This is a genomic window from Streptomyces sp. NPDC037301 (genome assembly GCF_055602785.1).
In genome coordinates this window covers 103029-114741 of sequence record NZ_JBVJWD010000026.1, presented here as the reverse complement: position 1 = coordinate 114741, position 11713 = coordinate 103029, and the positions used below count along the sequence as shown (strand labels likewise).

The 11713-nt window shown below is 67.8% G+C and carries 9 protein-coding genes and 3 pseudogenes; 4 read left to right on the top strand and 8 right to left on the bottom strand.

Annotation, left to right across the window (positions count from 1 at the left end):
* A pseudogene (locus tag ACZ7IB_RS32320) lies at positions 1–156 on the bottom strand (IS1380 family transposase); the annotation flags it as partial.
* Positions 157–888: 732 nt separating this feature from the next.
* On the opposite strand from ACZ7IB_RS32320, the gene ACZ7IB_RS32315 reads away from it, so the two are divergent.
* The gene (locus ACZ7IB_RS32315) at positions 889–1248 is read left to right on the top strand and encodes a hypothetical protein (RefSeq protein ID WP_470917436.1); all 360 of its coding nucleotides are present in this window, start codon (positions 889–891) and stop codon (positions 1246–1248) included.
* A 109-nt stretch (positions 1249–1357) separates the two neighbouring features.
* On the top strand, positions 1358–1765 hold the full coding sequence (locus tag ACZ7IB_RS32310; protein ID WP_470917435.1) for a thiol-disulfide oxidoreductase DCC family protein: 408 nt from the start codon (positions 1358–1360) through the stop codon (positions 1763–1765).
* Between the two features lie 59 nt (positions 1766–1824).
* Here ACZ7IB_RS32310 and ACZ7IB_RS32305 read toward each other — a convergent pair.
* From ACZ7IB_RS32305 to ACZ7IB_RS32290, 4 genes and pseudogenes are all read right to left on the bottom strand, one after another.
* A pseudogene (locus tag ACZ7IB_RS32305) lies at positions 1825–2124 on the bottom strand (putative T7SS-secreted protein); the annotation flags it as partial.
* Positions 2124–2771 (bottom strand): hypothetical protein, encoded by a 648-nt coding sequence (locus ACZ7IB_RS32300; protein WP_470917434.1) that lies wholly within the window; start codon positions 2769–2771, stop codon positions 2124–2126. The gene ACZ7IB_RS32300 and the pseudogene ACZ7IB_RS32305, both read right to left, overlap by 1 nt.
* A pseudogene (locus tag ACZ7IB_RS32295) lies at positions 2768–2866 on the bottom strand (SseB family protein); the annotation flags it as partial. The gene ACZ7IB_RS32300 and the pseudogene ACZ7IB_RS32295, both read right to left, overlap by 4 nt.
* A 669-nt stretch (positions 2867–3535) precedes the next feature.
* A complete protein-coding gene (locus tag ACZ7IB_RS32290; protein WP_470917433.1) occupies positions 3536–4030 on the bottom strand; it encodes an NAD(P)H-binding protein in 495 nt (164 codons plus the stop codon).
* 227 nt (positions 4031–4257) lie between these two features.
* Here ACZ7IB_RS32290 and ACZ7IB_RS32285 point away from each other — a divergent pair, with 227 nt between their 5' ends.
* Positions 4258–5343, top strand: a complete 1086-nt coding sequence (locus ACZ7IB_RS32285; RefSeq protein WP_470917432.1) for an AfsR/SARP family transcriptional regulator — start codon at positions 4258–4260, stop codon at positions 5341–5343.
* Here the strand turns inward: ACZ7IB_RS32285 and ACZ7IB_RS32280 are convergent, their stop codons facing one another.
* Complete coding sequence (locus ACZ7IB_RS32280; protein WP_470917431.1) at positions 5344–6009, bottom strand: cutinase family protein; 666 nt, start codon at positions 6007–6009, stop codon at positions 5344–5346. It lies immediately after the preceding gene.
* A 157-nt stretch (positions 6010–6166) separates the two neighbouring features.
* On the opposite strand from ACZ7IB_RS32280, the gene ACZ7IB_RS32275 reads away from it, so the two are divergent.
* A complete protein-coding gene (locus ACZ7IB_RS32275) occupies positions 6167–7828 on the top strand; it encodes a PLL family lectin (RefSeq protein ID WP_470917429.1) in 1662 nt (553 codons plus the stop codon).
* Between the two features lie 119 nt (positions 7829–7947).
* On the opposite strand, the gene ACZ7IB_RS32270 is transcribed toward ACZ7IB_RS32275, so the two are convergent.
* The gene (locus ACZ7IB_RS32270) at positions 7948–8997 is read right to left on the bottom strand and encodes an alpha/beta hydrolase (protein WP_470917443.1); all 1050 of its coding nucleotides are present in this window, start codon (positions 8995–8997) and stop codon (positions 7948–7950) included.
* Between the two features lie 73 nt (positions 8998–9070).
* A complete protein-coding gene (locus tag ACZ7IB_RS32265) occupies positions 9071–11497 on the bottom strand; it encodes a penicillin acylase family protein (RefSeq protein ID WP_470917428.1) in 2427 nt (808 codons plus the stop codon).
* Positions 11498–11713: the final 216 nt, after the last annotated feature.

Below are 11713 nucleotides of genomic sequence, written 5' to 3'. Positions count from 1 at the left end.
AGGGCGCCGCCACGGTTCGAGCGCCGCCGATATCGCCGCATCCAGGCCGGTCTTGCGGACCGTCTCGACCAGCAGCACCCCGCCGGCCTGGGAGACCACTGCCCGCCCGCCACCCTCAACCCGAACACACGGGTACGACCCGATACGCTTCTTCACCTGAGGAGTGCTTCTTTCCACGCGACGACATGGACCCTAGACAAGTCTCATCGTTGCAGGTCAGGAGCACTCTTCGCTTTTCCGATCACGCCTCGGACACCCACCCACGTGAAAGCCCGAGGTTAGCCACCTGTCTCTCCCCCTGCCCTCGTCTTGCGCCCCGCAGAGCATCTGCCTCCATCGGAAGCAGAACCGACACCGACGCTCCACAGCCATGGCTCAAACGTGGCCACGAAGGCACGGGGCCTGCTTCGAACCGCGGCCCAGTCGCGTCTCCGACCACGGTGGCCAGTTCGCGGACGCGGAAAGTACATCCCTGCGTGGCCGGAAGGGCCACCGTGCGGAGTCCGCCCTGGCATGATCGGGTGCCCGTCAACAAGAGTGGGAAGCTCCCTGATTTTCAGAGTCGATCGCACCTTGGAGTCGTCTGCCGGTGATGCGCGCATATCCGGTGCGCCCTAGATCGCAGCAGGGCGCGAAAGATGGAAGATCCAGCAGTCAGGGGACGGACGCTTCCATGTCCGTGATCGAGGAACGGAGCTGAAATTGGGAACCTCATCGCCCCAGAACGGCGATCCCGGCCGGCCGGGATGTGTGATCGGCCTGTTCTGGATAGAAGAGACCAGAGTGTGTCTGGGCGCGCCTCCGGCCGAAGAGGGCCCTGGCGTGTTCCTCTCCCCTACCGAGCTGTCAGTCACTGGCCCTGAACAGCATGTCTGGGGCTGGGAGGATGTGACAGATCTCCAGGTCCTCGACGTGCCGGTGCGCTCGGCTGCCGTCCGATGGGCGACCCGGGTGACGACGGTCGCCGCGGCGGCCCTCGACGCCTGGGTTCCGGGCAGTCCGTCGCAGATGACCGTGGTGGTGCATGCCCAGGACCAGCACGTCGAGACACCGGTCCTCTCCGCCGCGGACACCGCGTACACGCAGCGGGAAGTCGACCTCTCGCTCGGTCTGCTCTCCCACTTCGTGCGGGGCAGTGCCTCACCCATCACCCTGACCCAGTGGTGGGCAGAGAACCGACCGACCGAGGTCCTGCGCTCACGTCGCCGGGAAGCCGCTCTGGAAGGGTGGCTGGCGCCCCTGCTGTGAAAGCCCGCTACCGCGCCAAACCCCACTCTCCCGCGTCACGCCTCCCGTCCCGTTCCTGCTTCTGTTCCCGTGAAGGAGAAGGGCCACCTCAACGATGGACGACACTGCCATGAGCAGCACCGCAGCCGACGCCACCGAACTGCGTAGCGTGCTGGCGTTCGACGGCGACTGCGGCTTCTGTCAGGCCGCCATGCGGCAGATGCAGCTCCGGGCCAGACCCCGGACGAAGGCCGTCGCCTGGCAGGCCCTCCCACCGGAACTGACCCAGGCTCACCTGGGACGCCTGGACAGAGAAGTTCTGCTGTTCGACGGGGGCCAGGTGCGCTACGGCGGCGCCCCTGCCCTGGCCGGATTTCTCAGCTCTTCCCCCGCCCGCAGGTACCGGCTGATAGGGCGCTGCCTGCGGCTTCCCCCTATCAGTCTGGCAGCGCACACCATCTACCGAACGGTGGCCAGGAACCGACATCGCATGCCGGGCGGTACAGCGGCCTGCGCACTGCCCCGCATCACCGACTGAAGGCGCGCCATAACCCCGGCACCCATCTGCATTCTCAGCAGCACCCGGGCCCCCCAGGCGAAGTCCCGGAGGTTCGTCACCGCCGCGCTGATCTTCTCCGGCCTGCCGTGGATCAGCTCGTTCGCTTCCTCGGTCTGCCCGAGCTGCTGCTCACCGACCTCCGCGCCCAGCGAGGACGCGGTCTCATCCCCCCAGTCCTCGACCGCGTCCGCCCACCCGTCGGCGCCGACCATCTCCAGACCGGAGCCGAGCACGTCGGTGCCCCTGTCGATCCCCTCGCCGACGATCTCCTTGCCCTAGTCGACCGGCTTGCCCGCACCGTCGTAAAGGTCTCCGCCGAGCTTCCCCCAGTCCACCATCAGCGACTCTCCCCCCACCGCGGCTGCTCGGCCTGACGAATCGTCTCCTGCGACGGATCAAGCTGCTCCTTGAGCCGCTCATCCGCCGCTGCCCGCACCGCCGGGTCCACCAGCCCGGAGCGCTCCATCGCGTCGAGCCCGGCGTCCTCCACGTCGTAGGCGGTGTCCTTCCAGTTCTGCTTCACCTCTTCACCCGCCTCCAGCATCGACTCCCCGCTCCAGTCCGGGTCGTCATAAGCGGACTGCTTGCTGATCGTGTCCCAGCTCATGCCCTTCACCTCGTCCTCCGACAGGTGCGGATTCCCGTTCAGGGAGTTCACACCGATCTTGAACGAGTCCTTGACGTACTGTTCCTGCTCCGCGAAGGAACCCGCCGACAGCCCTACCCCCAGGGCGAAGTTGTTGCCCTTCTGCGTCAGAGCCCGCACACCCCACTCCCAGCGGTTGCAGAACGTCTCGAACGCCGACGTCAGCCCGCCGTGTCCCAACTCCAGCGCCGACAACGCAAGATCCGAGAACCCCCGCCCCATCGACGCCTGCCCGATCATGCCGAGATCCTTCAACTCCGCATGCGCCAGATCGATCCCCTTCGCGATCGCGGCCAACGCCTCAGGCGGCACCTGGAGATCAGCGTTCTCCCCGCTCATTGCATCCCCCCGAGATCCACAGCCACCGCGTCCGGCACAATCCCCGCCACCGGCGGGAACAACATGCCGTCCTCACTGCCCGCATCCAACTCCACACACACGCAGAGATGGGCCTGTGGGCGCCCCTCGGAAGTGCGCCGCTGAGCACCTCGGCGCTCTAGTGCCGCGAACCGGGCAGAGAGTGACGCGCCGGACGCCAACAACGTCCCCGTGCCCCTGACCGACCAGCGAACCGACCCCCGAAGACCCCAGTTTCAACCGGTCGGGGCGTCTTCAACCCGAAGTCGGAATGCTCGCATCGTCATGGGCGATCCGTAGCCACGCCCGGCGGTAGAAGCAGCGCTCGTCAGCTGCCAAGCGATCGGCTGGACCGCCCCTTGCGCACCCGCCGAACTGATGGACTCCTCGCGGGCGCCTTCGACGCGGACCCGGCCGCCTCCTACCTCTCACTGCCTGCCCGCAGAGCCGGGCCACAGATCTCCGCCGTTGATATCCGGACAAACGGCGGGGGACTGCGCCGTTGCCTACAGCCGCGGACCGAGGGATGCTCTTCCACCCACCTCTACACCCGAGCCGTACAGCCTGAAGCTCCCGGCCCGCAGCATCGAGGCCGCCCGCCAGAAAACCGGCAGCCGACCACGAGCATCGAACTCGGGACCAACCAGGAGGCAACAGCAAGAAGCAGCCCGTCGGCTCAGATGACCACGCCATCGCCTTCGTGACAGGAACGCCGAACGTCACCTGAGCGTCAAGAATCCGCGGCGTCACCCTGACGCCGTGACCGGAACGGTCGCTGGCTCGCCCTGAACATGCAGGTCAGGACATCTCCACAACGAGGCTGCCCACTCGACCCGTTGCCTGCTCGGAAACAGGTCAAGCTGAGGTCCTCGTCCCGCATCCGCGGGGGTCAGTCCCCCGAGGTACACGATGCGGCCTGCCCCGGCCGCCCGGGCCTCCGAGGCGAACCGGGCGGGACTTCGAGGAGAGGACCGCCGCGCCATCGAGTGCACCAGGTAGTACGCGACCTCTGCTTCGCGCAGGGCGGGGCGCAGGCCGTCGGCGTCCGTGACGTCGCCGCGCACCACCTCGATGCGGTCCGCCCACGAGTGGTCGCGCAGGTGGGAGGGGGTGCGGGCCAGGCAGCGGACGGCATACCCGGCGTCGAGCAGTTCGGGCACGCGCCGGCCGCCGATGTACCCACCGGGCCTGGTGACCAGGCACCGCTCGCCGGGGGACTCGGTCCGAGCGTGCGTCACCATGGACAGTCACTCCCCTGGCCCGGCCGGATACGGCGTCGTCTCACGCGCTCTCACACTCACCCACTGCGCGGACGCCCCAGGCCCGCCACCAGCCGACGGGCGCTCGATGATGCCATGCGGTCGCGTGTGTCACTCCGGATCGTTCCGGATGCCTTGCCCGACGCTCCCCCTACTACCTTGTCGACGGCGCCCGCAAGACCGACCCGTCCGGAGCCCGGGGAGCAGCGATGCCGACGACCGTCACCACCTTCCGCCCTACCGCCACCGTGCTCAGGCATCAGGAGCGCCAGGTGCTCTCCGCGGTCGGCTGCGGCCTGCGGGACGACGAGATCGCCGCCGCCCTCGCCATCCCCGAGGACGCCGTGGCCGAGCACCTCGCGCGGATCCTGGTGAAGCTCGGCCTGCGCGACCGGGCCGCCGCCATCGTCCACGCCTTCGACTGCGGTCTGGTCGTCCCCGGACGTGGCCCCCGCACGCGGTCGGTGAGACTGGTTCCACGGACCGTCGCCGTGCGAGCGGCGGGGCCGAAGGTACGGATCTCCCTGCTCGGGCCGCTGCAGGCGTGGCGGGACGGGCGGCCCCTGAACCTGGGACATCTGCGCCAGCAAGCCGTCCTGGCAGCCCTGTCGCTGGGCGCGGGGCGGTCCCTCAGCCAGCAGGAACTGCTCGATGACGTATGGGGGATGGAGCCGCCGGTCGCGAACGTGGTGCCGGTGTACATCTACCGATTACGCAAGGCCCTGCGCGTCGGGGGCGGTCCGGACTCGGTCATCGAGCGCGGACTCCGTGGTTACCAGCTGGTCTCCGGCGCGGTCGACGTGGACGTGGCACGCATGGAGGAGCTGGTCACCGGCATCGGGAAGGCCGGTCGAGCGGGCGAACTGCTCGAGGCGGTCCGCCTCTGTGCCCAGGCGCTGGAGCTGTTTCGCGAGGAACCCCTGGCCGGCTTGCCGGGGCCGCTCGCCGAACTGGAGCGGCTGCGGCTCACCGAGCGCAGGATCGCCATCGTGCAGCGGAAGTTGGAGTGGCAGCTGCGCCTTGGCCAGGATTCGGAGGCGATCGCCGAGCTGTTCGCCCTGTCGGTGGCGCATCCCCTCAACGAGTCGTTGGCCGCGATGCTGATGCGGGCCCTGTACCGGAACGGGCGCCAGGCCGACGCCTTGACGGTGTTCGAGCGCGCCCGCCGCCTTCTCGCTGACGACCTCGGGGTTCCTCCGAGCCGGATGCTGCGGCGGGCGCACCAGATGATTCTGCGCGGTGACGAAGCCGGCCTCGGCCTCATCCCCTTGGCCGGGTCCGCCACCGGCCTCTGATCACCAGGCGGCGGGATACCAGGCGCCGTTGTACCACTGCTCGTTGGCGCTGTCGTTGTGGTGATCCATGTTGAAGTCGTTGGGGTAGTTCCTGACGTGGTTGTCCGGGTACGTCCAGATGCCGGCGGACTCGTCGCAGACGTAGTCCCAGTGGCAGATCGTCTTGACCGGTACGTCGCCGAAGAACCTGTCGGCGCCGGCGAGCGGAGCGCCGACGATACCGCCGAACGGCACGGATCCCCCGTTGGCGCCGGGGTCGCCCTGGCGCTTGGGGTCCGCAATGAGAATGGCGTTGACGTTGTCGAAGGTCTGCCAGTTCTCGGTGACCCAGATGTGCACCACCGCGGCGCCCAAGGAGTACCCGCCCATCTTGACGTGCTGGCCCGGGCACGCGGCACGTTGGTCGCGCACCAGCCGGTTCAGCTCATTGACGCCTGCCCGGGCGCTCGCGCCGTTGGGAATCTGGGTGGGGTACCCGACGTGCTGCTGGATGTTGCCTGTGAAGCCGTCGTTGTTCCACGAGCTTCCCGTGCCGCCGACAACGATCGTGTAAGTGCCCTCGCACGAAGCCGCCGCTGCCGCTTGCGCCGTGGGCGCCTGTATCACCGAAAGCCCTGCCGTCAGCAGAAGTCCGGCCAACGCGGCCGTCATCCTCTTCGCTCGCATTCGATCCTCCCCATGTGGTCTGCCTACGCCTCACGACATTGGCAGTGGCCGATGACATCCCGATGAAACGCGCGGGGAGGCCGATTCCATCGGTATTTCATCGGTGCTTTCTACCGTCGGCCGCCAACGACCGGAGTTCACGACGGAAAGGCACACCATGGCAAGAAGCGGCTTAAACCGCACATTCACCAGGCTGGCCCTGGTGGCCGGTATCTGGGCGCTGGTCATCGGGATGACCGCCTCGGTCGCCGTCGCCCGACCCGGACCTGTTCCGGGGCCGGGCGACGACCGGTCCGGTGTCTCCCGGTATTTCAGTGGCCCACAAGGCATGGCCATTCCGACCGCGCCGTGTGATCCGGCCGGTCCGTCGGCCACCGACGGCGTCATGGCCGACCAGCTCAACCCGCAGCTCAACGCGAAGATGGCCGGCTATCTGAACGCGTACAAGATGTCCTGCGCGCGGATGGTCACGCAGGCGGTGAAGGACCGGGGGCTCAGCCCGAGAGCCGCGGCGATCGCCATCGCCACGATCGTCGTGGAATCCAGCATGAACAACTACTCCCAGGCCGTCGACCACACCAGCATCGGGCTGTTCCAGCAGCAGGACTGGTGGGGCACCCGGGAGCAGCGTCTGAACCCGGCCTACGCCACCAACGCCTTCCTCGACTCGATGGAACAGCTGTATCCGGGCGGCTCGTGGAACGACGCGCCGATCGGCGAGGTGTGCTGGCATGTGCAGCAACCGAGAGAGGACCTGCGCCACCTGTACGGAATCGAGGCGGGCGACGCCACGCTGATCGCCAACGCGTTGTGGTCCGGTACGAGCGCTGGCCTCAAGCACCCATACGCCTCCGGTCGGGTCGTGTCCGGGCGGTCCGTGGACGGACGCCTTGAGGCTTTCGCCGCCGGTGCCGACGGCGTGTATCACGCGTGGCAGACCGCAGTGAACGGCGCCTGGTCGCCATGGCGGTTCGCGGGTGGTCCACGCAACGCCCAGCTGGCGGTGGCGTCCAACGCGGACGGACGGCTGGAGCTGTTCGCGCTGTCGGACAGTACGTTCGATCACATGTGGCAGACCGGGCCCAGTGCCGGGTGGTCCGCCTGGGAAAACTTCGGCACCGGGGGGCACCGACTGGCGGCGGGCAACAACGCCGACGGCCGGATCGAGGTGTTCGCCTCCAACGCCAACGGTGTGTTCCACCGCTGGCAGACCGCGCCCAGCGGCGGTTGGACCGACTGGGAAGGCACCCACGGCGGCCCGGCCGACGCGCGACTCGCCATGGAGAACGCGCCTGACGGGCGACTCGAGGTCTTCGCGCTGTCCGACTCGACGTTCGAGCACCTGTACCAGACCGGCGTCAACGGCGGGTGGTCCGCCTGGGAGAACTTCGGCACCGGAGGACGCGCCGTCACCGCCAGCTACAACCAGGACGGCAGGCTCGAGGTGTTCGCCTCCAACGCAGACGGTGTGTTCCACCGCTGGCAGATCAGCCCGACCTCGTGGTCGGCCTGGACCGGCACCGGCGGGATCCCCAACGCCGAGCTGGCCACGTCGCGGTCGGTCGACGGGCGGGTCGAGGTGTTCGCGATCAACGCCACCACCGCGAGCCATGCCTGGCAGACGGGCCCGAACGCGGCGTTCTCGCAGTGGGAGAACTTCGGTGGCGGCGGCACGTCGATCGGTGCGAGCAACAACGCCGACGGTCGCATCGAAGTGTTCGGTACCAGCCACGCCGGCGTCTATCACCGATGGCAGACCGGCTTCGCCACCTGGTCGGAATGGGCCTGGCTGAACGATTCCGGCCCCGCGATCACCTAGGGCCTCTCGTTTGGATCAGGCTGGGGACCCGATCCGGGAATGAGAACTCCGGAACGCGCGCCCGCCGTCGTCCCGCAGACCGCACCAGCGGCGGGCGGGACGACGGCGGGCGCTTGCCGTCAGGCGGCGAATTCCCTTTCCAGCCTGGGGATCAGGTCCCGTAGATCCTGTTCCCAGCAGCCGGCGTTGTGGCCGCCGTTGCACTGGGTGCCCCAGGCGGCCCCGTCGCCATAGTTGACGTAGTAGTAGGACATGCCCAGAGCGTCCATGGCGGCCTTGGCGTTCTTGGCCGCGCCCGCGACCCAGAACTCCGGTTCGAGGGGCGAGCCGCCTCCGTCGCCCACGTATACGGAGACCCCGACTCCGGCCTTGGCCAGTCTGTCCATGTGCTGTGACGGGTCCACCTCATTCCACCGCCAGTCGGCGTTGAACACCGGGTAAGGCGAGCCGAACGCGGCGTCACTGTCCACACCGGGCTTGTAGGGAGAGTCGTCGGGGTCGCAGGCTCCGGATGCCGAGGCGCAGATCGCGCCCGTCGCGTCGATGAGGGAGGCGACGACGGCCAGCCGGAGGTCCATGGACCTGGCCGACAGATCGATGTCTCCTGACAGGGACGCAGTGTGGCTGAACAGGTCGGGACGGGCCTGGGCGTAGTGGAAGGCGCCGAACCCACCCATGGAGACGCCGGCGATGGCCCTGGCCTTCTTGGTGGCGATGGTCCGCAGGTTCGCGTCGATGAACGGAACCACCTGCTTGAGGTGGAAGTTCTCCCAGTTCTGGGCACCGGCCGCGGTCTTCTGGTTGAGCCAGTTGGCGTACCAGCCCCGAGCGCCGCCGTCCGGGATGACGGTGATCATCTGGTCCGACATCGACAGCGCCGGATACGTCTGCTGGACCGGATCGTCGGGCGAACCGTGCAGGAAGTACAGCACCGGGTAGCGCCGGTCCGGGTCATCGTAGTAGCCGCCCGGCAGAATTATCTTGATGTGCTGCTCGCCCGCGACCTCGGGTGTGGTCACGGTGAGGTAGAAGTCGGTGGCGCTTCCTGTCGCCGCGCCGACCTGGGTCAGGCCGAAACCGTTCGCCATCGGCGGCGGCACGGTGCTTCCGTCAGCGGCCTGTACCGAACCCGCCGGCGCGACCACGGCCACGGCCACGGCGGCGAGCATCCAAGCCACCGCCAGTCGCCACCAATGCGCTTTCCTTGTCACTGCGTTCCCCCTTGTGAGATTTTCGGCATTCTCAGTTCAGAACCTTGATCTGCAATTCCGGTGAAGCCGTGATCTGATCCTCCGTGAACCGCTCGGTCACCCACTTGCCGGCCGAGAACAGCTTGGTCTGGTCGGCGTAGTGCGGCGAATTCGGGTTGGCCGACTGGGAGTAGGCCATGACGGAGAACGCCTGCGGCGGACCGTCGGCGGTGAACCGCACCTGCTGGATGAAACTGGACCCGAAGACGATGTCCAGTTCTCCGTCGACCTGGCCGGGAGTGATCACGTTCAGCACACCCAGTTGCCCGAGCGAGCCGTGGATCGGGATCTGCTCACCACCGCGGGTGACCTTCTGGATGCCCGACAGTGGGGCGTTCAGTGGAATGCCCGCCTTGCGCAGCGCGAGCACGGCACGACCGAACGCGTCACGGACGGCGGAGCTCCCGGAGTCCAGCGAATTGGGCGTGTGCACCGGGTCCTTGGGGTCGAAAGGAACCCGCCACGGCAGCTTCTCGGCTCCCTGTCCATTGAGCAGGAAGGACCAGTAGTTCGCGAAGAGCCAGGATCCCCGGCTGTCCGCCGTGTAGTCGTGGTTCTTCCAGGCGGCCAGGATCGGACATGCCTCGCTCACGTTGACCAGGTTGCCGTCCACCAGGATGAGCCCCAAGGGGACGTTCTGGCACATCGTCACCGTGGCGTTGAGGGCCAGATCGGCCGCCCTGCTGTTGTCGGCGAACAGCAACTGCCCCATGGTCTCCGGTGTGAAGCCCTTGCTTGGCAGGCCGTCGGTGCCGTTGATCCGGTTCTGCGCGGTCAGGATGAGTTCCTGGGTACGCAGCGATCGGGGCGCCGAGGTGTCGCCCATCACCCGGGGGAAGGTCAGCGGTTGCTCGGGGTTGGCCAGCCAGGCGCTGTCGTTGGCGTTGCCCACGAAGTCGGACCGGATCAGGCGTGGTTGCTTGTGCGGGTCCAGAAGTCCCGGTGCGACCGCGTTCGGGTCCTCGGGCCAGTCGCACGCGCTGCGTTTGCCGTCGAAGATGGAGATCGGCGGCACGTTCGGCAGCCGTAGTGACTGGTTGAACAGCAGCTGGCCGGTCTGTGTGAGGCACGATCGCGCGTGCTCGTCGGTGATGTTCGGGGTGGCCTGGATGTCCGCGTACAGCGCGTTGCCCTTGCGGTCGGAGGCGACGGTGTTGAAGAAGGGGACGCCCTGCGTGGTCTCCAGGGTGTTCACCACGTCATGGACGTCCTTGGCCTGGTCGAGGCGGAACCATGTGTTCAGCGCCCGCAGGTTGTCCATGTTCACGTCGCGTACCGCGTGCGCGCTGACCGCCCAGGGCAGCGCGACACCCTGCATCGATGTGGTGATCGGGCCGTAGCGGGTGGACCACAACGTCCTGGTGACCTTGGAGAGGGAGCCGTCCGGCTTCAGCACGTCGACCCCGACCCGCTGCGAGGTCATCTGCTCCCAGACGCCGTCCACCAGGTACTTGGTGGGGTTCAGCGGATCCACCTGTACGTCGAACAGCCCGAACGGGGCCACCGTGGCGACCGTATGGCTCCAGGCCACGTTCTCGTTGTGGCCGATGTTCACCGCGGGGAATCCCAGCAGGCTGCCCCCGGAGACGTTGATCCTGCCCGGGATCGTCAGCTGGCTCTGCCACATCCGGTTCTTTCCCTGCCACGGGAAGTGCGGGTTGGCCAGCAGCATGCTGGTGCCGCCGGACACGCCCTGCGAGCCGACCGCCAACGCGTTGCTTCCCATGCTCCGTTGGCGGCTCACCGCCATCGCGTCGCGGATCTTCGCCGCGGTCTTCGCGGGTGAGGACGCCGGCTGCGCGGCGGCCGAGGCCCCCGGGGGTGCGGCGTTCACCTGGCCGTCCAGCAGCGCGTCGGCGCTGCCCATGATGATCTCGGCATGCGCGTGCCGGTAGACGTCAAGCTCCGTGATCGGCCGCACCCAGGCCGCACCGCGGCAGGCCGGGTCGGAGATGTTGTTCACGCCGGTCTCGGCCAGGTACCTGTTGTATCCCTGGACATAGCCGCGAATGGCTTCTCTGACCTCCGGTTCCGGCCCGTCGGGGGCGGGCTTGTCGACGAGCCGCTCCACCACCCGGTTGTCCTTGATCCGCTGGAAGTACAGGTCGCTGTTGAGGTTGGTGGTGGTGTTCTGGTTCTGGCCGGGGCTCGCCTTGCCCTCGGGCCCCAGGTGGCGGGACCTCTGGGCGTCGACCATCAGATAGGTGTCGGCCAGAGTGCAGATGTTGTCCTTGGCCGCCGCGTATCCGTAGCCCGTTCCCAGCCCCTCCCAGTTCGAGGCAATGATGTGCGGGATTCCGTACTCGGTGTATCGGATCGTCGGCTTGTCCGGCCCCGGTTCGGCGGCGGCCGCCCCCGTGACCGTCGACCCGGTGGCCGCCAGCGTGCTCATCACCGCCACCGCGGCCATGACCGCCATCGGCAGCCTCGCTCTGTATCCCCTCCGTGCCATCGCCGTCCTTCCCCTGTCGCACGGGCCGTCGTCTGAACGCGGCCACGCTAAGGAGGACCGATGAAATCTCGATGACCAGCAACAACAGACGCCTAGCCGACGTGCTCCCCCCCTGTCAGTCCGTAACCTTCCGGGGTCTTTTGGGCCCGCGCTGTTGCTAGCTTCCGTACCGCCCGTCCGCAC

Bases quoted from the DNA above. Each gene is read 5' to 3' on its own strand.
- ACZ7IB_RS32275 (WP_470917429.1), top strand. From the start codon at position 6,167: ATGGCAAGAAGCGGCTTAAACCGCACATTCACCAGGCTGGCCCTGGTG.
- ACZ7IB_RS32285 (WP_470917432.1), top strand. From the start codon at position 4,258: ATGCCGACGACCGTCACCACCTTCCGCCCTACCGCCACCGTGCTCAGG.
- ACZ7IB_RS32265 (WP_470917428.1), bottom strand. From the start codon at position 11,497: ATGGCGGTCATGGCCGCGGTGGCGGTGATGAGCACGCTGGCGGCCACC.
- ACZ7IB_RS32280 (WP_470917431.1), bottom strand. From the start codon at position 6,009: ATGCGAGCGAAGAGGATGACGGCCGCGTTGGCCGGACTTCTGCTGACG.
- ACZ7IB_RS32300 (WP_470917434.1), bottom strand. From the start codon at position 2,771: ATGAGCGGGGAGAACGCTGATCTCCAGGTGCCGCCTGAGGCGTTGGCC.
- ACZ7IB_RS32270 (WP_470917443.1), bottom strand. From the start codon at position 8,997: ATGCTCGCCGCCGTGGCCGTGGCCGTGGTCGCGCCGGCGGGTTCGGTA.
- ACZ7IB_RS32310 (WP_470917435.1), top strand. From the start codon at position 1,358: ATGAGCAGCACCGCAGCCGACGCCACCGAACTGCGTAGCGTGCTGGCG.
- ACZ7IB_RS32290 (WP_470917433.1), bottom strand. From the start codon at position 4,030: ATGGTGACGCACGCTCGGACCGAGTCCCCCGGCGAGCGGTGCCTGGTC.